The sequence below is a fragment of the Microbacterium sp. HD4P20 genome, from assembly GCF_019449275.2.
GTDB lineage: Bacteria > Actinomycetota > Actinomycetes > Actinomycetales > Microbacteriaceae > Microbacterium.
In genome coordinates this window covers 441,373-462,682 of the sequence record NZ_JAHZQZ020000014.1, presented here as the reverse complement: position 1 = coordinate 462,682, position 21,310 = coordinate 441,373, and the positions used below count along the sequence as shown (strand labels likewise).

Here is a 21,310-nt window from a genome sequence, read left to right as displayed (position 1 = left end):
ATTTCGTCTTTACCGTTGGTTCCAGCAGCACGAATTCGACAGATGGGAACGGACGATGATGGACACACAGAACACTGCCCCCGCCGGCTACACGAGCATCGCGCCGTGGGTGGTCACCGATGACACGGGCGCGTTGCTCGATTTCATCGCGCGAGCATTCGGCGGCGAGGAACTGGCGCGCGTCGCCACGGAGGACGGTTCGATCGGTCATGGAGAGATCAGGGTGGGCGACACGGTCGTCCTTGCTTTCGACCGTCGTCCCGAGTGGCCAGGGATGCCCAGCCTGCTCCGCGTGTGGGTGCCCGATCCAGACGAAGCGTTCGCGAGGGCGCTCGCGAACGGCGCGACGATCGTGACGGAACTCAGCGACAGCGCTTTCGGACAGCGCGGAGGACGCATCAAGGACCCGTTCGGCAACATCTGGTGGGTTGTGAGCCACGTCGAGGACGTTCCGGAGGACGTGATGTGGCAGCGCCTGCGAGAACCGCGGTACGCAGAGCAGATGCGCATCGCGCAGGAGACGCTCGATGCCGAACTCTCCGGACAGACGCAGCGGCGCAGTAGCGCACCGACTCGCTGAGCGGAGTCCGGCATGGCGTCGTCCCAGAGTCGCACCGGGTTCCGACGGTATCGCCGATAATCCACATTATGTCAACTCGAACCATACCATTGCACGGTGGCTCCCCCGTTGGTGCTGTCTGACCAGCACTTTCGCAATTGCCATTGCAGAAATTGCAATCGCTGCCATCCGCCAAGGATGGCGCTTTCTTAGGCTAGTGAAATGGGATTCCTGGCGGCACTAGGCCGTGTCAACGCAGCTCACCCCTGGTCGCACAATGACGCCTACGTGAGGTTTGTACTCAGGCACGCACGGGCGGTGCGACGCCATGGCGGAGACACTGCGGTCGACGTCGGATGCGGCACCGGGAACCTGCTGCGACGGCTGTCGGAAGTCTTTCCTAAGACGATCGGGATTGAACCCGATGCCGACACCGCCGCGATCGCGGAATTGCGTTTCAGGGGTTCTACCGTCGACCTTTGCAATCTGTGTGCGAACCTCGCAATCGACTTTGAGGGTGCCAGACTGGGCAATATGAGTAGCGCCCGGGCAGAGCAGCACGCTGAGCGCGAGGGGACACAGGCGCCTGAACGCACCGCTAGGGGCCGTCCGGTGATGACCGCTGGTCTGATCTTCTCGGTTCTCGCCGTCCTGCTCCTCTTCTATGCAGCACACGTGGGCCTACTGTTCATGGGTGCGACGGAGGGGGACACGCCGGCGGCTACGTCGGTTGGTTTGCCCGACGAGGCGCAGATCCTGAGCGAGGAAAAGTCCTGTTCCAGCGGCGGATGCACCTTAGTGCTGCAGGTCGCGCCTCCGCACGGGCAGTCGCCCGCGGAACTCGCGACCGCAATGGGCGCTACACCGCAACTCCAGATTTCGGGCAACCTCCTGGACCCGCGCACGATCAGCGTGCGGGCAGTTCCGCGTGAGGACTCGCTTGAACTGCGAGCGGACTACTTCTCCCAGACATACGTGCCGTAAGCGCATCGAGCGCAAACACCCACGACACGTTCGAGAGTAGAGCACCCATCGTTCACGCGATCGCGGCTGTTCGCTCACACGTTCTTCAACACTTTCGCTGGATCGACCGTGATGCGGACACCCGGTCGATGCTTCGCAACGCAAACTCACTTGCTGCAATTGTGGCTGGCCTCGCCGACTTGCTGAAAGAAGAACAGGTCGACGTTGTGGTTGGGATCGAAGCGAGAGGCTTCGCGCTCGCTCCGCTGGTGGCTCATCGCCTCGGAGTGGGATTCTCTCCCCCCGTAAGGAACGCTGATGCGCTCTTAGTTGCGATTGCCGTCGTCATTGATGACGCCTCCACTGAAATCAGGGCCGCCCTCCCCCGCTTCACGCACTTTTCCTCTGCGAGGATGCGCCGACCGCCAACTCGGAATAGACAACAAACGGGTAGCGCGGTTTCCCCGCAGGTCAAGTATGCGGGGCACCTGTGGACCTCCGGCTCGTGGATCACGTCAGCGCCTTGTTGACAACCCCCTGCCCCAGATGCGGATTCATTCCGAGGCTGGAGTCATGACTGATCGAGACGACAGGAAGCAACCCCTCGACCATCTTCCTCCGGAGGAAGAACACGCAGACGTGAGCGAGCTCGACAAGCCGCAGTATCCCGACACCGGCGAGCCCTCGCGTGAATCGGCCGTGTCTCCCGAGACCGCCAAGGAACCGGAGCCTCCGAACCGGCACGGCGTGGACAACCTTCCCCCGACCGGTCGGTGAGGGCATGCTGATGACGATCAGCCTCCCGAACTCTCCCCCTGGCGCGGAAAGGCCGCGCGCGACGCTCCCGCGATTCCTCGCCACGTTGGTGATGAGCGTCGTTGTGCTGATGGGCGCGACCGGCTGCGGATTCTTCGTTGATGAGAACGCCTATCGCCCCTCCGCGGGCGATGGAGTCAACATCGAGGGAGTCGGGCCCCTCAGCGTCCGCAACGTGCTCGTCGTCGCGAACGACGCGGGCACCGAGGGGCATCTCGTCGCCGCAATCGTCAACAACAGCGACGAGCCGCAGGTCTTGCGCATCGAGGTCGGCGAGCAATCCGACGCCGCTCTCGAGATACCGGTCCCCGCCGAGTCCACCGTGAGCTACGGGCAGCGCGACAGCCTGGAGGATCCTCCCTTGATCGAGGGAATGGATGCCGCGGCGGGATCGATGGTGCGTATGTCGTTTCAGGCCGGAGATTCTGAGCCGGTCGCCGAGGAAGTACCCGTCTTGGGTGGATGCCTGGAGTATCTGCGAGGACTCGAGCCCGAACAGCGGAGCGACTCAGACGAATGCCCGTGGTACATCGACGAGTGAATGCGAGCCTGTGACAGCCAAGCCTGTGACACGCGAGCCTGTGACACGAGAGCGCGTGACACGAGAGCGCGAGGCACGCGAGCGCGAGGCGATGCCCTGAACGTGGGCGCCGACAGCGCCAGCGGCATCCGTCGGCGATCCCACGTGGCGGGTGCTCTGGACGCCCTACGCCTCTCGCCGCGGCGAGAGGCGTAGGGCGTCCCTGCCGGCACGCGGCGACCATGCCGTGGATATCCCGGCAGGATGGAAGCATGTCGAGCAACCCCTTTGAGTCAAGGCCGTGGCTTTCCGCGTACGCGGACGGTGTTCCCGCCGAGATCGGCGAGCCGACGCAGACCTTGACCGAGATGATGACTGAGAGCGTGCGCACCTTCGGGCGGCGGCCCGCTCTCGAATTCTTTGGTGCGGTGACGAGCTACCGCGATCTCGGCGAGCAGATCGAACGCGCCGCAGAGGGTCTGCGCCGGCTCGGAGTCCGCAAGGGCGATCGGGTGGCGATCGTGCTGCCGAACTGCCCGCAGCATGTCGTGGCGTTCTATGCCGCGCTCCGTCTCGGTGCGATCGTGATCGAGCACAACCCGCTCTATACCGCGCGGGAACTGCGCCACCAGTTCGAGGACCACGGCGCGCGCATCGCGATCGCGTGGGACAAGACCGTGGATACGCTGGCGGACTTCCCGTCCGATCTGAAACTGGAGCGGATCGTCAGCGTCGACATCACGGAAGCTCTCCCCCTGGTCAAACGCGTGTTGCTGCGTGCCCCCCTCCCCCGGGCCCGCGCTTCGCGAGCGCAGCTGACGAGTGTGCCCACGACCAGGGGCGCGGTGCGCTGGAGCAGATTGCTCGGCCACCGTCGTATCTCGCGGAATGTCGCAGGGCCCGACGTCGACGACATTGCACTGCTGCAATACACCAGCGGCACCACGGGAACCCCGAAGGGTGCGATCCTGACGCACGCGAACCTGCTCGCCAACGCGACGCAGGGCCGCGCGTGGGTGCCGGGACTTGTGGAGGGCGAAGAGGTCTTCTACGGCGTGCTCCCGCTTTTTCACGCGTACGGGATGACGCTGTGTCTCACCTTCGCGATGAGCATCGGCGCCCGACTCGTGCTCTTCCCCAAGTTCGACCTGGATCTGGTCAAGGATGCTGCGCGCAACACTCCCCCGACGTTCCTTCCAGCTGTGCCTCCCATCTACGATCAGCTGGCCCGCGCCGCGTCCCGCGGCACACTCGACCTCTCGACGGTCCGGTTCGCTATCTCGGGTGCGATGAGCCTTCCGGTCGCAACGGTCGACCGCTGGGAGGAGGCGACGGGCGGCCTTCTCGTAGAGGGTTACGGGATGACCGAGACCTCCCCCGTCGCGCTCGGCAATCCCATCGGCCCGACCCGCCGGCCCGGCGCGGTGGGGGTTCCGTTCCCCAGCACCGAGATCCGCGTCGTCGATCCCGACGACCCCACGGTCGATCGGCCCCTCGGCGAGGCGGGAGAGCTGCTCATCCGCGGGCCTCAGGTCTTCCAGGGGTACTGGGGCCGGCCCGGTGACACTGCGGCGACTCTGCTGCCTGACGGTTGGCTGCGAACCGGCGATATCGCCACGGTCTCGGCGGACGGCTTCGTCACGATCGTCGACCGGCTGAAGGAACTGATCATCACCGGCGGCTTCAATGTGTCGCCCACGGAGGTCGAGGACGCGCTGGAGGCGCACCCCGACGTCGTCGGAGCGGCCGTCGTGGCGCTTCTGCGATCGAGCGGAGGCGAGGATGTCGCAGCGGCGGTCGTCCTCCGCGAAGGTGCCGATCTCGACGTCGAGGCGCTGCGCGACTATTGCCGCACCCGGCTCGCGGCGTACAAGGTGCCACGGCGGATCGTCGCCGTCGATGACCTGCCCCGGTCGCTCATCGGCAAGGTCCTGCGCCGCGAGGTTCGCGAGCGCCTGCTTTCGGTCTAGCACCGCGGCGATGCGGGGTCGCCGGGTCATGCGACACTGCGTGTGTGCGCCCGGCAGACTTTCGACAGCCCCCTGTCGTCGCGATAGCGCGGCACGACGACGACGCAACGGTTGATCGGACCCGATGGCCGGTGACGATCCCGGCTGTGGCGCAAGTGCTCGACGAGGGTCTTGAGCTCGCTCCCGGCGTCACGTTTCTCGTCGGAGAGAACGGGTCCGGCAAGTCCACACTGCTCGAGGCCGTGGCGATGGCCTACGGGTTCGCCCCTGAGGGCGGTTCCACGTCGGCACGCCACAGCACGCGACGCAGCGAATCGCTGCTGTCTGACTGGTTGCGGCTGCAGCGCGGAATCGGGGCACCACGGTGGGGCTATTTCCTCCGTGCGGAGACCATGCATTCCTTCTACACGTACCTCGAGGAGAACCCGTCGGCCCGCGTGGAGCCGGTCTTCCACGAGATGAGCCACGGAGAGTCGTTCCTGGCGGTGCTGGACACGCGGTTCGACTCCCCCGGCTTCTACTGTCTCGATGAGCCCGAGGCAGCACTGTCATTCGCCTCCACACTGACCTTGATCTCGACCTTGCATCGCATCGCCGCAGAGGGAGGACAGGTACTGTGCGCGACCCACTCCCCTGTCCTCGCGTCGCTCCCCGGAGCGAAGATCGTGGAGGTCGGCGAGTGGGGTCTGCGTGAGGCTCAGTGGCAAGACTTGGAGCTCGTCCAGCACTGGCGGTCCTACCTTGCCGCCCCCGAGCGCTACCTCCGCCACCTCCTCGACTGAGTGGTGTCGTTGCGAGGCAAGAGACCGCACCTTGCGCAAGAAGATTTGGGCGCGACCCTTCATCCGGGTCATCAGTGTCGTAGGTAATTACTACTGTTGGGGTATGGCGGATGCTTCTTCGGTTGATCCTTCGGACCTGTGGGGTTGGGAGGGTGTTCCGGATGCTGCCGAGTGGATGCCGATCCCGGATGCGGTGGATCTGGTGACGGAGACGGCGACGATGTTGTCGGTGTTCGCCGCGGAACGGCTGGTGCGGATCGATGCGATGCGGCGGGAGATGCTGGCCGAGGCGGTCGGTCGTGGTGTCGGGGTGTTGGACATTGTGGAGCGGTCGATCCGGTTGGAGTTGGCTGCGGCGATGCGGGTCACCGAGTACACCGCCGGCAGACTCCTGGTGCTCGCAGAGGCGTTGACGGGGCGGTATCCGGGGGTGTTGGCGTCGTTGTCGGCGGGGCGGATCACGGAGAAGCATGCCGAGGTGTTCGTGGACCTGATCGACGAGATCCCGACAGAGCTGCGCGGCCAGGTTGTGGATCGGGCGGTGGGGTTGGCGGAGGCGGAGCCGGTGGGATCGTTCCGGCGGGCCTTGCGGAGCTTGATTCAGACGGTGCAGGCGTCGACGTTGGAAGAGCGGCACCGGGACGCGGTGCGGGACCGGCGGGTCTGGGTCGAGCCCGGGCGGGACGGGATGGGCACCCTGTGCGTGTACGCACCCCTGGTGGAGGTGCAGGCCATCCACGGTCGGGTGACCGCGATCGCCAAGACCATCACCGGCCGCCACCGCCACGACGACAAGACCGACCGCGACGCTGAGGAAACGCGCACGTTGGATCAGGTGCGCGCGGATGTGGTCTGTGATCTGCTCATCGACGGCACCACCGATGCGGTCCCCGCCGCGGCGCGGGGGATCCGGGCCACCGTGGTCGTCACCGTCCCCGCCCTGGCCCTGCTGGACGATGAGGTGGCGGAGAGTTGTGATCCGCCGGTGGTGGAAGGCATCGGCCCCATCCCGTTGCCCCGGGCGCGGGAGTTGTGCGGTGGGGATACCACCTGGATGCGGGTGCTTACCCACCCCGAGACCGGGATGGTCCTCTCCGTCGGCCGCGACCGGTACGAACCCCCCGCTGCACTCCGGAAACTGGTGAAATGGCGCGCCGACCGGTGCATGGGACCCGGCTGCACCCTCCCCGCCAGCAGGTGCGAGGTCGACCACACCATCCGGTGGAGTGACGGCGGCGACACCGACCTGCGCAACCTGACACCCCTGTGCAAGGGCCATCACCTGGTCAAAGACAACTCGGACTGGACCGTCACCCAAATCCCCGGCAGCGGCGGCGCCATCCAATGGCTCTCACCCGCCGGGCGGCGGTACATCGTGCAACCCGAACGACGCGTCCCCGCCTTCACCACACCCCGCGACCACTCCGTCGCCGACGCACCCTTCTGAAACGAGCGCTCCGCCGCTGAACGGGAGCCACGCGCTGCCGCGGCCACGCGCACCCGCGCCTGAGCGCCGCTCTTGACACCACGAACCGCAGGCACCGTCAGCCGCGGCGGCCCCAGCCGCGGATGTCGCAATGGGTGGTTGACATGGCAGATGTCTTGCGTCTGTGGTCTCCGCTCCCGTCGTCGGCTTCTGGCAGACTGCCGGGATGTCGCATCCCGATGTACTGGCCAGACTCTGGCCCGCTTCCGCCGTCCGCGTGCGTGCGGGCGACCTCGAATTGCGCTGGATGGACGACGATCTGCTGGTCGAACTCGCCGCGCTCGCGTCCCGCGGGATCCATGGCCCCGACGCGATGCCGTTCGAGCACCCGTGGACGCGAGGAACGCCGGATGAGGTGGCACGCAGCGTGCTGACGTATCAGTGGAATCTGCGTTCCCAGGTGTCGCCGTCCCGATTCGCGCTCGAGTTCGCGGTCACGAGCGACGGCGTGCCCGTCGGAGTCCAAGGGCTCGTCGCCGATGACTGGAGCGTGCTGCGGCGCGTGCAGACCGGCTCGTGGCTCGGCATGACCCACCAGGGCAGCGGCATCGGAACTCGAATGCGCGTCCTCGCGCTTCACCTGATCTTCGCCGGCCTCAATGCGCGCGAGGCGACGTCCGGTGCGTTCGCAGACAACGGCCCGTCCAACGCGGTCTCGCGTCGAATCGACTATGAATACGACGGCACTGTCAACGTCGCCCGCGAGGGAGCCGCAGTGCCGCACCACCGGTACACGATGTCGCATGAGCGCTGGGAGTCGCTCCGATCCCAGCACGCGGAGCTCCTCGGCACACCCGTTGAGATGTATGGCATCGAAGGGTTCCGCGCGCAGGTCGCAGCATCCGGTTCGTCTGCTTCCTGACTCCCGCTTCCCCGCTCAGATCAGGAAGCAGTACACGCCCGTCGCGGCGCACCGCACCAGCATGCCGATCGCGTTCACGAACAGGTTGCGATCGAAGTCTCGCGCCCCTGGTGCGCATCGTGATCGCCACGATGAAGTAGGCGACGAGGCATGCGGTCGTCAGGGCGGCCAGTCCGGGGATCCGAATCCCGAGAGTCAGGCCTGCGGCGGCGGCGAACTTGATCGGCGCCATCATCCACCAGCGGGATCGCGGCGAGAACGACCACGGGCCACACCGGGTCGGGAAGAAGCGTCACAATCCCACGCTACGCAAAGACGGGGCGGCACCGCGCGGTGCCGCCCCGGGGTCAGCTTTGTGTCAGATACCGACCGAGTCGTCCGGCGCGCTCGTCGAGCGACGCGTCACACGGTCTCCTGCGGACGGGTCCACGGCGGTGTGCGTCACCGACTCGGTACGCCGACGGCGCGCCATCAGCACGATTCCGATCACGAAGATCACAGCTCCCGCCGCCATCAGGATGTACCCGACCATGTCCAGGTTCACCCATGAGACCTCCACGTTCACCGCGAACGCGAGGATGGCGCCGATTGCGAACAGCGCAATGCCTGCTCCAATGCTCATGCCAGGATCCTTTCCGGGGCGCGGCGACAAGCCCTCCCCTGTTTCGGGACGGAATCGTCCCGCATACACAGTGACCTACCTGCCGGCTCACAGGGAAGGGCTTGACAGGAGCTGCCTGGCTACTGTGGAGGGGTGCAGCGCGCGACCCGGACTCCCCTCGCCGGTCCGGGAGCCCGGGCATGGCTCATCTGGCTCGTCGGTGTGTCGGCCTACGTGCTGGCGATCACGAACCGATCCTCGCTCAGCGCCGTCGGCGTCGATGCCGCCGCCAGGTTCGACGCGGACGCCGCGACCTTGTCGCTGTTCGCCGTCGTCCAGCTCGCCGTGTACGGCGGCATGCAGATCCCGATCGGAGTGCTGCTGGATCGTTTCGGCGCGCGCCCCATCATGACGATCGGGATGCTGCTGATGGCAGTCGGTCAGCTCACCATGGCCCTCTCCCCCAGCGTCGGCGTCGCGATCATCGCCCGTATGCTGCTCGGGGCGGGCGATGCCGCGGTCTTTCCCGGGGTGCTGCGGCTGATAGCGACATGGTTCCCCGCCCAGCGCGGACCGATGATGGTGCAATTCACGGGCATCGTGGGCCAGACCGGCCAACTGATCGCGCTGATCCCGCTGGCGGCGCTGGTTCACGCCACCACGTGGACGATCACCTTCGGCAGCATCGCGGGTCTCGGCGTGCTGTTCGCGATCCTGGTCGCTCTGCTGATCCGCAACCATCCGCCGGACCGCGACGAGGACGTATCGGTCGACACCGACACCGGCGCCATCCGTGTCGTCACCTCAGCCGTCGACACGGGCGTCGGCATCCGTGCCGCGTGGGCGCATCCGGGCACCCGACTCGCTTTCTGGTCGCACTTCACGACGCCGTTCGCGGGTACGGCCTTCGTGCTGCTGTGGGGCATGCCCTTCCTCACCGCCGGCGAGGGCCGCACCGTCGCCGAAGCCGCGACGATCATGTCGACCTATGTCGTGGTGGGCATGCTGTTCGGCCCGGTCATGGGCGAGCTCTCGCGACGCAGCCCGCATCTGCGATCCAAAGCGCTGGTGCTCCCCGCGGTGGCGGTGCAGGTCGTGGCGTGGCTCGCCGTGATCGCCTATCCGGGCCCTGCGCCGCTGTGGCTCCTGTTCGCGCTGGCCGTCGCCCTGGCCATGGGCGGACCCGCGTCCATGATCGCGTTCGACCATGCACGCACGCACAACCCGTCACATCGGCTCAGCACGGCGACCGGCGTGACCAACGCGGGCGGGTTCTTGGCGGCCCTCGTCGCGATCTTGCTGATCGGGCTCGCCCTCGACCTGCAAGGGGCCGGTACGCCGTCGACGTACTCGCTGGACGCGTTCCGCATAGCGTTCCTCACCCAGCTGCCGCTGTGGCTGCTGGGGACGGCGTTCATCGTGACCGAACGCAAGCGCACCCGCATCCGGCTCGGTATCGACCCCCCGCGAGGGCCGCGCGTACCCCGAGGACGGCGTTGAGTCGGAACCCCTGGCTACCCTTGCGGCCATGACTCGCGTGATCTTCAACACCGCCACGACCCTCAACGGCTTCCTGGCCGACGACGCCGACTCGCTGGAGTGGCTCTTCGCGGTCCCGGGGGCCGACGATGCCGAGAACGACTTCGGAGACTTCCTCGAAGGGATCGGCTCCCTCGTCATGGGATCAACGACCTACGAGTGGATCCTCGCCCACGAGAAGCTGCTCGAGCATCCCGAACGATGGGCATATGGCGACAAACCGTCGTTCGTGCTGTCCTCACGTGAGCTGCCGGGCGTGCCCGGCGCCGATATCCGGTTCCGCTCGGGTGATGTCTCCGCGGCGTGGGATGAGATTCGGGATGCTGCGGCCGACGGTGACGTGTGGCTCGTGGGTGGCGGCGACCTGGTCGGTCAGTTCGCCGACGCGAGCCTTCTCGACGAGGTGAGGGTCTCGGTGGCCCCAGTCACTCTGGTTTCGGGACGGCCGCTGCTACCCCGCCGGCTCGAATCGGACCGGCTGCGCCTGGACTGGGTACGGCAGGCGGGGCAGTTCGCCGAACTGGTCTACTCGGTGCGCCCGCCGAGCTGACGAGCCCTCCTCCCCCGGCTGGCTCAGCCCACGGAGGGCACGATCGGGGTCCACTCGCCGAACTTCGCGGCACGGCCGTCTCCCGACGACGTGCCGGTGAGTCGCCGCCGCACCCACGGACCCACGTGGTCGCGGTAGTACGCGACACCGCGTGGCGCGCCGGCAGGCAGCGGGGGCAGTGACCACCAGTCGGTCGGCGGCTCCATGCCGAGCGCGGTCAGCACTCGCGCGGCCACGCGATGATGGCCGCGCGAGTTCATGTGCAGCCGATCCTCCGACCAGTACGGCGGGGTCGAGAGCTCCCGGTCATACCAGTTGAACGCGGTGGCGACGTCGTCACGCCCGCGCAGGCGCGAAGCCACAGCGTCCGACAGCAGATCTCCGCGACGTTGGATCAAGCGGCTCAGAGGCAGCTGGCCGGACGGGTTCGCTCCAGCCAGCACGATGAGCCCGACACCTTCCTCATCACAACGGCGCAGCACGTGATCGAAGGCTTCGACGACGCGAGAGATGCTGGTGCGGGGCCGCAGCATGTCGTTGCCGCCGCCGTTGAAAGACAGATGAGTCGGCTTCAGCGCGAGTGCCGGTTCGAGCTGCTGCTCGACGATCGGCCACACCAGCTTGCCGCGGATCGCGAGGTTGGCATAGTCGATCGGCTCCCCCGAGGCATCCGCCCACCCCTGCGCGACCAGATCCGCCCATCCGCGCACGTGACCGTCGGGAAGCTCGTCGCCGACGCCCTCGGTGAAGGAGTCGCCGATGGCGACATATCGAACGGATGCCACCGCCCCAGCCTATGCCGCGTCAGCGGTCGTCCAGTGCGGCGCCGCGACGGTCGGCGAGGCCCCACGTCGCGGCAGCGGCCACGGCGAAAAAGACCGCGAAGACGACGAACAGCAGCGGGGCGCCTCCGGCCGCGAGCAGCACGGGCACCGACAGGGGTGCGAGGATCGAGGCGATGCGGCCGACGCCGGCGGCCCAGCCAGAGCCGGTCGCGCGGAGTGACGTCGGGTACGTCTCGGGAGTGACGGCATAGAGGGCGCCCCACGCGCCCAGGTTGAAGAACGACAGGGCCATCCCGGCAGCCAGGACCACGGCCTCGCTCGACGCCGTGCCGAAGAACACCGCCGAGGTCGCAGAGCCGACGAGGAAGACCGACAGCGTCAAGCGGCGGCCCCATACCTCGATGAGCCAGGCAGCGACGGCGTAGCCGGGAAGCTGAGCGAGCGTGATGATCAGCGTGAACCCGAAGGAGCGCACCAAGTCGTAGCCCTGGGCGACCAGGATAGATGGGATCCAGATGAACGCCCCGTAGTACGAGAAGTTGACGCAGAACCACACGATCCACAGCGACAGAGTGCGGCGACGGAACTCTCCCGACCACAATGCGGCGAGGCGCTCCCCCGCCGTCGCGGCGGCCGGGCGGACGATCTCGATCGCGCCGGTGGTGAGCCGGCGCCGAGCCTGCGCGGTCACCGAGGCCGATGCTTCGAACGAGCGGATGATCGCGTCCGCCTCGTCGTGACGCCCTCGCAGCTCGAGCCAGCGCGGTGACTCGGGAAGGCCCCAGCGAACGATCAGCGCGTACACCGCAGGGATCGCGCCGAGGGCGAACGCCCAGCGCCACCCGGCGTCCGACCCGGGGATGACGAAGAATCCGATGAGCGCCGCCGCGGTCCACCCGACGGCCCAGAACGCCTCGAGGATCACGATGAGGCGGCCCCGCATGCGCGCCGGAGCGAACTCGCTGACGTACGTGCTGGCTACGGGAAGTTCCGCGCCGAGCCCCAGACCCACGAAGAACCGCAGGACCAGCAGCAGCGCAAGCCCGCCGACCAGGGCGCTGGCACCGGTCGCGATGCCGTAGACGACCAGCGTGACCGCGAAGATCTGCCGGCGTCCGAACCTGTCCGCCAGCAGCCCGCCCAGTGACGCGCCGACCGCCATGCCGATGAAGCCGATCGACGCGATCCAGGCCGTCTCGGTCGGCGCCAGCGACCACTGCGCCGCGAGCGCCGCGATGACGAACGAGATCAGCCCGACGTCCATCGCGTCCAGTGCCCAGCCGATGCCCGAGCCGGTGAGGACCCGCAGATGCTGCCGGGTGAACGGCAGGCGATCCAGGCGCTCCGATGTCGTGGCCGTGGAGGCGGCCGGGATTGCGGCATCCGTCATGCGCTCATGCTACGGAAGCGGGGCCCGGCGCGGAACGCGGCCGTCACAGAGCGGCAACCTGCCGGGCCGACACCCGGAGACACGCCACGGCCGCGAGCGTAGCGTGGAAGCATGGCACTGTTCGCCGATCGGGTCGATGCGGGCCACGCGTTGGCGCAATCGCTCGGGAAGTGGCGCGGGACGGATGCCGTCGTGCTCGGCATTCCGCGCGGCGGAGTCGTCACGGCTGCCGCCGTGGCCACGGAGCTGTCGCTCCCCCTCGATGTGGTGGTGGTCCGCAAGCTGGGTGCGGCGGGTCGCGAGGAGTTCGCCGTCGGCGCGATCGCCGACGGCGTGCGCATCGTCACGCCGTCCGCGATGCAATGGGCGGGAATGTCGCAGCGGGATCTCGACGCCGTCGAGGCGGCCGAACGCGATGAGCTCGCGCGGCGGACGGATGCCTTCGGTGCCCGTTCCGCCGCGGTGACCGGTCGCACGGCGATCGTGGTCGACGACGGCGTGGCCACGGGATCGAGTGCGGTCGCTGCGTGCCGCGCCCTGAGGGCACGCGAACCGCAGCGGATCGTGCTGGCGGTGCCGGTGGCGCCGGCGCGGTGGGAACCGCCGCCGGACGCGGTGGACGAGTTCGTCTGCCCGAACCGCGAGCACGACTTCTGGGCGGTCGGCCAGTACTACGACGACTTCACCCAGACCACGGACGAGCAGGTCGTCGAGCTGCTGCGCGGTTCGGACCCCGGTCGCTGAGAGTGTCGGACACTCTCAGCAACCGGGTCGCGTCGTCATCGCATGAGGGCCATGCGCAGCGTGTCGAGCCCGACGCCGCCGATGTCGAGCGCGCGCTTGTGGAAGCTCTTGATCGAGAAGTCGGCGCCCTCGCGCTCGGCGACCTCGTCGCGCAGCTGCTCCCAGATCCGCTGGCCCACCTTGTACGAGGGCGCCTGGCCGGGCCAGCCGAGATAGCGATTGACCTCGAACGTCACGAACTCATCCGACATGTTCACGTTGTGTCGCATGAACTCCAGTGCGAACTCGGCATCCCAGGTGCCCTCGCCGTCGGGTCGCTGCTTCTCGAGGTGCACGCCGATGTCGAGGACCACGCGTGCGGCGCGCATACGCTGACCGTCCAGCATCCCCAGGCGGTCTGCAGGGTCGTCGAGGTAGCCCAGCTTCTCCATCAGGCGCTCGGCGTACAGGGCCCACCCCTCGGCGTGACCCGATGTGCCGCCGAGGAGGCGCCGGTAGGAGTTGAGCTGCGCGCGGTTGTAGACGGCCTGGCCGATCTGCAGGTGGTGTCCGGGCACGCCCTCGTGGTACACCGTCGTGAGCTCACGCCAGGTGTCGAACTCCTCGACGCCCTCGGGCACTGACCACCACATGCGGCCGGGGCGTGAGAAGTCGTCGGTCGGACCGGTGTAGTAGATGCCACCTTCCTTCGTCGGCGCGATCATGCACTCGAGGCGACGGATGGGCTCGGGAATGTCGAAATGGGTCCGGCCGAGCTCGGCGACGGCGCGGTCGCTCGTCTCCTGCATCCACTTCTGCAGGGCATCGGTGCCGCGCAGCTTGCGGCTCGCATCCTTCTCGAGGAACGCGACGGCCTCTTCGACCGTGGCGCCGGGCTTGATCTCGTTCGCGATCGACTCCTGCTCGGCGACCATGCGCGCAAGCTCCTCGACGCCCCACTCGTACGTCTCGTCGAGGTCGACCGTGGCGCCCAGGAATCGTCGCGAGTGCAACGCGTACAGGTCGCGACCGACCGCATCCTTCTCCGTCGCGACCGGCGCCAGTTCGGATGACAGGAACTGCGCGAGAGCGTCGTAGGCAACGCGGGCCGCGTTGGCGTTGTCGGCCAGGTCGCGGGCGAGAGAGGCCGGAAGCTGCCCCTCCTCGGGCGCCGCTTCGGCCGCGAACGCGGAGAAGAAGCCGCCCTCCTCGGTGTACCGGGCGATCTGGCTGACCACCTCGACGACCTGACGTCGAGCCGGGACGACCCCGCGGGCGATGCCCTCACGCAGCGACTCGACGTATCCGTCGACCGCTCCCGAGACGGCGCCGAGCCGCGTGGCGATGACCGACCAGTCATCGGCGGTCGCGGTCGGCATGAGGTCGAACACCTGGCGGATGTCCTGCGCGTGCGAGGCGATCACGTTGACGTCGCGCAGGTGCCACTGCGCGTCGTGCAGGTCGAGGCCCAGCTGGATCTCGCGCGCGAGATCCTCCTGGGTGACCGCGTCGATGTCGTCGACCGGGGTGGCGGCCGTCAGTTCCGACAGCGTCTTGCGGCCCTCGGCGATCAGTTGTTCCTGGCCGGCAGGGCTGTAGTCGCCGAAGCGATCGTTGAACTCTGCGCGACCGATGTAGGTCGCAAGCGTCGGCTCGAGCTCGGCGAGTGTGTCCACCCATGCATCGGCGATCGTGTCGATCTGCGTGGGCGTGCGGGATTCTTCAGTCATGCGTCTGAGCCTAGAGACGACACGGGATCTCGACAAACGCGCGTCCCGGTGGCGTGAGGGCCGTTGACGAGCGCGCGGGTGTGGTCAGTGCCCGGCCGAGTTCCAATCCCCGCCGCGCCCGATCTGCACCTCGAGAGGCACCGAGAGGTCGGCGGCATCGCCCATGCGTTCACGCACGATCTGCTCCGCGGCATCCCACTCCCCCGGAGCCACCTCGATCACGAGCTCGTCGTGGATCTGCAGCAGCACGCGCGAGAGCATCCCGCGATCGGCGAAGTCGTCGTGGATATGGAAGAGCGCGATCTTCATGATGTCGGCGGCACTGCCCTGGATGGGGGCGTTCAGAGCGGCACGCTCGGCGTTCTCTCGCAGCACGCGGTTGGGGCTCGCGAGGTCCGGGAACGGGCGTCGACGGCCGAAGATCGTCTCGGTGTAGCCGTCGATCCGCGCCTGCTCGACGGAGGAGCGCAGGTAGTCCCGCACGGCGCCGAAGCGGGCGAAGTACTCCATCATCAGCTGCTTGGCCTCGGACTGCTCGATGCGCAGCTGCTTCGACAGCCCGAACGCCGACAATCCGTAGACCAGGCCATACGACATCGCCTTGACCTTGGTGCGCATCGCGGAGGTCACGTCTTCGGGCGCCACGGCGAACACGCGTGCACCGACGAATCGGTGCAGATCCTCGCCCGAATTGAACGCCTCGACGAGCCCGGGGTCCTCGGACAGGTGCGCCATGATCCGCATCTCGATCTGCGAGTAGTCGGCCGTGAGCAGCGTCTCGTATCCTTCGCCTACGACGAACGCGGAGCGGATGCGACGGCTCTCTTCGGTGCGGATGGGGATGTTCTGCAGGTTGGGGTCGGTGCTCGAGAGGCGCCCGGTCTGGCTGCCGGTCTGCACATACGTGGTGTGAATGCGGCCGTCGGGGCCGATCGCCCCATCGCCACCGATCGCGCTGTCGAGCGACTCGATGATCTGGCGCAGCTTGGTCGCCTCGCGGTGCTGCAGCAGCAGATCCAGGAAGGGGTGGGGATTGGTCTCTTGCAGGTCGGCCAGCACCGCCGCGTCCGTCGAGTACCCGGTCTTCGTCTTGCGCGTCTTGGGCAGCTGCAGCTCGTCGAACAGCACCTCCTGCAGTTGCTTGGGCGACCCCAGATTGACCTCGCGTCCGATGGCCGTGTAGGCGTCTTGCGCGAGGGCGTCCGCGCGCTGTGCGAGCTCGCCCGAGAACTCGGCCAGAGTGTCGTGCGAGACCGCGACGCCCGCCAGCTCCATGTCGGCGAGGGCCCTCAGCGTGGGCAGCTCGATGTCGCTGAGCACAGCGGCCACACTCGGAGCCATCTCGGCCCGCACGGCTTCTGCGACCCGCAGCGTGTACCACGACAGCTGGCCGGGAGTGGCACCCTCGGTCTCGGGAACCAGCTGCGTCGGGTCGGCCTCGGGAAGCTTCTCGTCGAGGTACCGGTCGACCAGGTGCGCGAGTGTCTTGTCGGGAAAGCTCGGCCGCAGCAGCCAGCCGGCGACGACCACATCGAACGCCAGGCCGCCGATGCCCAGGCCGACCCGGCGCAGGGCCTTGATCTGCGGTTTGGCGTCGCTGAAGACTTTCGGCGCGTCCGAGGTGAGCCACGGCGCGATCGCCTGCTCCACCTCGGGCGTGAGCGTCGCCTCGACCGCAGAGACCGTGGGAGTGTTCGTGGCAAATCCGACCCGCCGCGGCCGGCCGCCCTCGACGACCACCGTGACGCCGACGTCGCCCGTGGCGTCATCGAGCCACGACGCCAGCTCGCCCGGCGGCAGCTCCTGCGCCGTCGGGGCGAGCATCGCGGCGGCAGAAGTCACGGCGGCCATCTGCTGTTCGATCCCGGCGAGCTCGGCCACGCGTGGAATCAGCGTTTTGAACTCGAGACGCGCGAAGATGTCGCGCACTGCCTGCGCGTCCATCGGCTGCACCTCGAGGTCGCTCGGCCCGAGCGGCAGGTCCACGTCCGTCATCAGACGGTTGAGCATGCGGTTGCGCCGCACGTCCTCGACGTGCTCGCGCAGGTTGTTGCCGACCACGCCCTTGATCGAGTCCGCGCCCTCGAGGAGTGCGTCGAGCGACCCGAACTGCGTGAGCCACTTGACGGCGGTCTTCTCCCCCACCTTCGGGACGCCCGGCAGGTTGTCGCTGGTCTCGCCGACCAGCGCCGCGATGTCGGGATACTGCTCGGGCGGCACACCGTATCGCTCGATCACGGCCTCGCGGTCGTAACGCTTGAGCTGCGATACGCCCTGCACGTTCGGATAGAGCAGGACGATGTCGTCGTTGACCAGCTGGATGGTGTCGCGATCGCCCGAGCACACGAGCACGCGGAAGCCGTCGGCGGCGCCCTGGGCGGCAAGTGTCGCGAGGATGTCGTCGGCCTCGATGTCCTCCTGCTGAAGCACGCGGATGCTCATCGCTGCGAGGCATTCCTGCAGCAGCGGAATCTGTCCCTTGAATTCGGACGGAGTCTCGGACCGATTCGCCTTGTACTCGGGATACTCCCTGCTGCGGAAGGACTGCCGCGACGTGTCGAACGCCACCGCGAGGTGGGTGGGCTTCTCCGCCTTGATGAGGTTGATCAGCATCGCCAGGAATCCGTAGATCCCATTGGTGTGCTGGCCGTCCTTCGTCGAGAAGTTGTCGACCGGAAGGGCGTAGAACGCGCGGTACGCCAGCGAATGGCCGTCCACGACGAGAAGGGTAGGCTTTGCGGAGTCCGTCACCCTGCAAGCCTAGCCAGGCCCGCGGACAGCCAGATCTCCCCCAGGACCGCGCAAGACCGAAGGTGTCTTCATGCCCGAACACTCCCTCGCAGATCAGGACGCCCTCGAGTGGGCTCTCGGCCGCGGACTGGGAACACTCGCAGACAAGATGGGCTTCGAGTGGGTCGAGTTCACGCCCGAGCGGGCGGTGGCCCGCATGCCGGTGGAGGGCAACACCCAGCCGGTCGGGCTGTTCCACGGCGGCGCATACGTCGTGCTGGGCGAGTCGATGGGATCCATGCATGCGAACTATCACGCCGGGCCCGGCCGCCTGGCGGTCGGGGTCGACATCAACGCCACTCACACCCGATCAGCCACGAGCGGATATGTGACCGGCGTCTGCACCCCTGTCCACCTCGGTCGCAGTCTTGCGGTGCACGAGATCGTCGTCTCCGACGATCAGGGACGACGCTGTTCCACCGTCCGCATAACGAACCACATCAAGGATCTGCCGCAGACATGAGAAAAGCGGATGCCCCCTTGGAGGCATCCGCGTTCTCGAAGTCTTCTCAGCCCTTCTTGGGCGCGAGCTGCTCGATGATCGCCTTAGCGACATCCTGCATGGTGAGGCGGCGGTCCATGGACGCCTTCTGGATCCAGCGGAACGCCTCGGGCTCGGACAGGCCCATCTTCTCGTTGAGCAGGCCCTTGGCGCGGTCGACGAGCTTGCGGGTCTCGAACCGCTCGACCATGTCGGCGACCTCGGCTTCGAGCGTGATGATCTGCTCGTAGCGGGCCAGCGCGATCTCAATGGCCGGCAGCAGATCGTTCGGCGTGAACGGCTTGACGACGTAGGCGAGGGCGCCTGCCTCGCTCGCGCGCTCGACGAGCTCCTTCTGGCTGAAGGCGGTCAGCAGCACGACAGGGGCGATGTGGTTCTTGCTGAGCTTCTCGGCTGCCGAGATGCCGTCCAGCTGCGGCATCTTGACGTCCATGATGACGAGGTCGGGTCGCAGCTCGGTCGCCAGCGCCACCGCGGTCTCGCCGTCACCGGCCTCGCCGACGACATCGAATCCGTTGTCGCGGAGGATCTCGACGATGTCGAGTCGGATCAGCGATTCGTCCTCGGCCACCACGACACGACGGGGGGTGGAAGCCGTCGATGCGGCGGTCTGTTCCTGCTCAGTCACCATTGAATCCTACGGTATGGTCGTTCGCGGACGCGCCGCGAGGCGCCGGCCGGTGTGGCGGAATGGCAGACGCGACCGACTCAAACTCGGTTGCCCGAAAGGGCGTGTGGGTTCGACTCCCACCACCGGCACGGTTCACGACAGCGATGAGCGGATGCCCCGGGCCGGGGCATCCGCTCATGTGATCGGCTGCTACGCGCCGAAGTACTGGTTTCCGAGCGCCTTGCTCTTGAGGGCGTCGAACTCCCCCTGTGAGATCGTGCCGGCATCCAGGAGCGCCTTGGCCTTGGCGATGTCGTCGGCCGGGCTCGCCGAGGCAGCCGGACGATAGTCGTCGGACTCGGGCACCACGCCACGACCGTAGGCCTGGGCACGCTGCGCCATGCCCTTGCCGCGGGCGATGATGTAGATCAGTGCGGTGAGGAATGGCACGAACACCAGCGCGATGATCCACAGCGCCTTGAACCCGCCGTTGAGCTCGTGGTCGCGGAACAGGTCCGTGATGATAACGATGACGACGTACAGGTAGGCGACGAAGTAGAAGCTCCACAGCAGGAACCAGAACAGTTCACCGAAGAGGGACATCGGGACACCTTTCACAGACCAACGGGCGAGTGCGACCCACAGTAGTGGTCGCAACCGCCCGCCCGGAGGTCTCTCAGTCCCGTGTCTTGTAGATCGGCGCCTTGCCGTGGACGGCGTCGCCCACTTTGTGGATCCGGATGTCGTTCGTCGAGCCGATGATCCCGGGAGGCGATCCGGAGATCACGACGACCTTGTCACCGACCTTTGCGAGGTCGTTCGCAAGCAGGTAGTCGTCGACCTGGATGAACATCAGGTCGGTGTGGGCGACGTGCTCGACGAGGGTCGAGCGGACGCCCCACGTGAGGGCCATGCGGCGGCGGATCGCCGGGTCGGGCGCGAACCCGATCATGGGGATGCGGGGACGCAGGCGCGACATGCGCCGCGCGGTGTCGCCGGACTCGGTGAAGATGCAGAGGAACTTGGCCTCGACGAACTCCGCGACCTCCATCGCAGCCAGCGTGATGGCACCGCCCTGCGTGCGCGGCTTCGTCGTGAGCGGCAGGATGCGCTCGAGGCCGTGCTCCTCGGTGGAGTTGATGATGCGCGCCATGGTCTCGACCACGGTCACCGGGTACTTGCCGACGCTTGTCTCGCCGGACAGCATCACGGCGTCCGCGCCGTCGAGCACGGCGTTGGCGACGTCGCTGGTCTCAGCGCGCGTGGGCACCGGATTCTCGATCATCGACTCGAGCATCTGCGTCGCGACGATGACCGGCTTGGCCATGCGGCGGCACAGCTCGACCGCGCGCTTCTGGACGATTGGCACCGCCTCCAGCGGGAGCTCGACGCCGAGGTCGCCGCGCGCGACCATGATGCCGTCGAATGCGTCGATGATCTCTTCGAGGTTGTCGACGGCCTGCGGCTTCTCGATCTTCGCGATGATCGGGACGTGGCGCCCCTCTTCGGCCATGATCACGTGGACGCGTTGAACGTCCTTCGCGCTGCGCACGAACGACAGCGCGATGATGTCGGCGCCGGCCTGGAGGCCCCAGCGCAGATCGGCCTCGTCCTTCTCCGACAGCGCCGGCACGTTGACCGCGACACCGGGCAGGTTGATGCCCTTGTTGTTCGACACCGGGCCGCCGACGATCACCTTGGTCGTGACGACAGTGCCGTCGGTCTCGATGACCTCGACGCGCACCTTGCCGTCGTCGATGAGCAGGAAGTCGCCGGCCTTGACGTCGTTCGGAAGGCCCTTGAAAGTCGTGCCGACGATCTCTTTGGTGCCGAGGATGTCTTCGGTGGTGATCTTGAAGATGTCGCCGACGGAGAGCTCGTGGGGTCCGTTCTCGAACTTGCCGAGGCGGATCTTGGGGCCCTGCAGGTCGACGAGGATCGCAACGGCGCGACCGGCGTCATCCGCGGCCTTGCGCACGTTGGCGAAGTTGTTGTCGTGGACCGAGTAGTCCCCGTGGCTCAGGTTGAATCGGGCCACATCCACGCCGGCGTCGATGATCGCGCGGACCATCTCATACGTCGACGTGGCGGGTCCCAGGGTGGCGACGATCTTGGCGCGTCTCATCCGTGGT

General features: G+C 67.3%; 20 protein-coding genes and 1 tRNA gene. 12 read left to right on the top strand and 9 right to left on the bottom strand.

All coding sequences use genetic code 11. The features are described 5' to 3' along the window. The first annotated feature begins 55 nt into the window (after positions 1-55). Positions 56-580 carry a VOC family protein gene (locus tag K0817_RS10445; protein ID WP_219981625.1) on the top strand — a complete coding sequence of 175 codons (525 nt, stop codon included), beginning with the start codon at positions 56-58 and terminating at the stop codon, positions 578-580. Between the two features lie 201 nt (positions 581-781). Then, the gene (locus K0817_RS10440) at positions 782-1,543 is read left to right on the top strand and encodes a hypothetical protein (RefSeq protein ID WP_219981371.1); all 762 of its coding nucleotides are present in this window, start codon (positions 782-784) and stop codon (positions 1,541-1,543) included. 489 nt (positions 1,544-2,032) lie between these two features. Here K0817_RS10440 and K0817_RS10430 read toward each other — a convergent pair whose 3' ends face one another. Further along, positions 2,033-2,305, bottom strand: coding sequence for a hypothetical protein (locus K0817_RS10430; RefSeq protein WP_219981370.1), 273 nt, complete (start codon positions 2,303-2,305; stop codon positions 2,033-2,035). A 4-nt stretch (positions 2,306-2,309) separates the two neighbouring features. Between K0817_RS10430 and K0817_RS10425 the strand changes: the two genes are divergently transcribed. The 5 genes from K0817_RS10425 to K0817_RS10405 all read left to right on the top strand — a co-directional run bounded on the left by K0817_RS10425 (position 2,310) and on the right by K0817_RS10405 (position 7,958). Beyond that, complete coding sequence (locus tag K0817_RS10425) at positions 2,310-2,879, top strand: DNA modification methylase (protein ID WP_219981369.1); 570 nt, start codon at positions 2,310-2,312, stop codon at positions 2,877-2,879. A gap of 251 nt (positions 2,880-3,130) precedes the next feature. Continuing rightward, the gene (locus K0817_RS10420; RefSeq protein WP_219981368.1) at positions 3,131-4,828 is read left to right on the top strand and encodes a long-chain-fatty-acid--CoA ligase; all 1,698 of its coding nucleotides are present in this window, start codon (positions 3,131-3,133) and stop codon (positions 4,826-4,828) included. An 83-nt stretch (positions 4,829-4,911) separates the two neighbouring features. Next, the gene (locus K0817_RS10415; RefSeq protein WP_253735344.1) at positions 4,912-5,610 is read left to right on the top strand and encodes an AAA family ATPase; all 699 of its coding nucleotides are present in this window, start codon (positions 4,912-4,914) and stop codon (positions 5,608-5,610) included. 175 nt (positions 5,611-5,785) lie between these two features. After that, positions 5,786-7,057, top strand: a complete 1,272-nt coding sequence (locus K0817_RS10410) for an HNH endonuclease signature motif containing protein (RefSeq protein WP_253735297.1) — start codon at positions 5,786-5,788, stop codon at positions 7,055-7,057. Positions 7,058-7,262: 205 nt separating this feature from the next. Beyond that, positions 7,263-7,958, top strand: coding sequence for a GNAT family N-acetyltransferase (locus K0817_RS10405; protein ID WP_219981365.1), 696 nt, complete (start codon positions 7,263-7,265; stop codon positions 7,956-7,958). Positions 7,959-8,316: 358 nt separating this feature from the next. On the opposite strand, the gene K0817_RS10400 is transcribed toward K0817_RS10405, so the two are convergent. Next, complete coding sequence (locus tag K0817_RS10400; RefSeq protein ID WP_219981364.1) at positions 8,317-8,580, bottom strand: DUF6458 family protein; 264 nt, start codon at positions 8,578-8,580, stop codon at positions 8,317-8,319. Positions 8,581-8,712: 132 nt separating this feature from the next. Here K0817_RS10400 and K0817_RS10395 point away from each other — a divergent pair, with 132 nt between their 5' ends. Together K0817_RS10395 and K0817_RS10390 are read left to right on the top strand one after the other, a co-directional pair. Next, positions 8,713-10,059 carry an MFS transporter gene (locus K0817_RS10395; RefSeq protein WP_219981363.1) on the top strand — a complete coding sequence of 449 codons (1,347 nt, stop codon included), beginning with the start codon at positions 8,713-8,715 and terminating at the stop codon, positions 10,057-10,059. A gap of 28 nt (positions 10,060-10,087) precedes the next feature. After that, complete coding sequence (locus tag K0817_RS10390) at positions 10,088-10,648, top strand: dihydrofolate reductase family protein (protein WP_219981362.1); 561 nt, start codon at positions 10,088-10,090, stop codon at positions 10,646-10,648. Positions 10,649-10,671: 23 nt separating this feature from the next. On the opposite strand, the gene K0817_RS10385 is transcribed toward K0817_RS10390, so the two are convergent. Together K0817_RS10385 and K0817_RS10380 are read right to left on the bottom strand one after the other, a co-directional pair. Next, complete coding sequence (locus K0817_RS10385) at positions 10,672-11,433, bottom strand: SGNH/GDSL hydrolase family protein (RefSeq protein WP_219981361.1); 762 nt, start codon at positions 11,431-11,433, stop codon at positions 10,672-10,674. Positions 11,434-11,452: 19 nt separating this feature from the next. After that, positions 11,453-12,823 carry an MFS transporter gene (locus K0817_RS10380; RefSeq protein ID WP_219981360.1) on the bottom strand — a complete coding sequence of 457 codons (1,371 nt, stop codon included), beginning with the start codon at positions 12,821-12,823 and terminating at the stop codon, positions 11,453-11,455. 111 nt (positions 12,824-12,934) lie between these two features. On the opposite strand from K0817_RS10380, the gene K0817_RS10375 reads away from it, so the two are divergent. Continuing rightward, positions 12,935-13,567 (top strand): phosphoribosyltransferase, encoded by a 633-nt coding sequence (locus K0817_RS10375; RefSeq protein WP_219981359.1) that lies wholly within the window; start codon positions 12,935-12,937, stop codon positions 13,565-13,567. Between the two features lie 35 nt (positions 13,568-13,602). Here K0817_RS10375 and K0817_RS10370 read toward each other — a convergent pair whose 3' ends face one another. Together K0817_RS10370 and polA are read right to left on the bottom strand one after the other, a co-directional pair. Next, entirely contained in the window at positions 13,603-15,276 is a 1,674-nt protein-coding gene (locus K0817_RS10370; RefSeq protein WP_219981358.1) for a DUF885 domain-containing protein, read from the bottom strand. An 84-nt stretch (positions 15,277-15,360) separates the two neighbouring features. Continuing rightward, positions 15,361-18,027 carry a DNA polymerase I gene (gene polA / locus K0817_RS10365; RefSeq protein WP_219981357.1) on the bottom strand — a complete coding sequence of 889 codons (2,667 nt, stop codon included), beginning with the start codon at positions 18,025-18,027 and terminating at the stop codon, positions 15,361-15,363. Positions 18,028-18,097: 70 nt separating this feature from the next. Between polA and K0817_RS10360 the strand changes: the two genes are divergently transcribed. Beyond that, on the top strand, positions 18,098-18,529 hold the full coding sequence (locus K0817_RS10360) for a PaaI family thioesterase (protein ID WP_219981356.1): 432 nt from the start codon (positions 18,098-18,100) through the stop codon (positions 18,527-18,529). A gap of 46 nt (positions 18,530-18,575) precedes the next feature. Here K0817_RS10360 and K0817_RS10355 read toward each other — a convergent pair whose 3' ends face one another. Further along, the gene (locus K0817_RS10355; protein ID WP_109209425.1) at positions 18,576-19,199 is read right to left on the bottom strand and encodes an ANTAR domain-containing response regulator; all 624 of its coding nucleotides are present in this window, start codon (positions 19,197-19,199) and stop codon (positions 18,576-18,578) included. A 45-nt stretch (positions 19,200-19,244) separates the two neighbouring features. Between K0817_RS10355 and K0817_RS10350 the strand changes: the two genes are divergently transcribed. Then, positions 19,245-19,327 (top strand) — tRNA-Leu (locus K0817_RS10350). Positions 19,328-19,388: 61 nt separating this feature from the next. On the opposite strand, the gene K0817_RS10345 is transcribed toward K0817_RS10350, so the two are convergent. Together K0817_RS10345 and pyk are read right to left on the bottom strand one after the other, a co-directional pair. Next, entirely contained in the window at positions 19,389-19,781 is a 393-nt protein-coding gene (locus K0817_RS10345) for an SHOCT domain-containing protein (protein ID WP_219981355.1), read from the bottom strand. Positions 19,782-19,854: 73 nt separating this feature from the next. After that, complete coding sequence (pyk, locus tag K0817_RS10340; protein WP_219981354.1) at positions 19,855-21,303, bottom strand: pyruvate kinase; 1,449 nt, start codon at positions 21,301-21,303, stop codon at positions 19,855-19,857. Between the last annotated feature and the right edge of the window lie 7 nt (positions 21,304-21,310).